Genomic DNA, 279 nt, shown 5'->3' with positions numbered 1-279 from the left:
TCCTATGCGCGGTGATTTGGCCAAGCGCGAACCACACTGGGTCAAGCAATGGCAAGAGAAAAATATCTACGCGCGTATCCGCAAGGCCGCCGCTGGCCGCCCGAAATTCATTCTGCATGATGGCCCACCGTATGCCAATGGTGACATCCATCTCGGTCACGCCGTCAATAAAATCCTCAAGGATATGATCGTTAAGGCCCGTACCATGGCCGGGTTCGATGCGCCGTATGTGCCGGGCTGGGATTGCCATGGCATGCCGATCGAAATTCAGATTGAAAA

1 protein-coding gene is annotated in these 279 nt (G+C 54.5%); it reads left to right on the top strand.

Going from position 1 to position 279, the window contains the following annotated elements; genetic code table 11:
* On the top strand, window positions 1–279 hold a 279-nt coding region (locus QN347_RS19800), incomplete at both ends, for a class I tRNA ligase family protein (protein ID WP_323494395.1).

The organism is Sphingomonas sp. 10B4 (assembly GCF_035019905.1).
Classification (GTDB): domain Bacteria; phylum Pseudomonadota; class Alphaproteobacteria; order Sphingomonadales; family Sphingomonadaceae; genus Sphingomonas; species Sphingomonas glacialis.
Note: the sequence above shows the minus strand (reverse complement) of the source record. Positions and strands in the feature narration are given on the sequence as shown.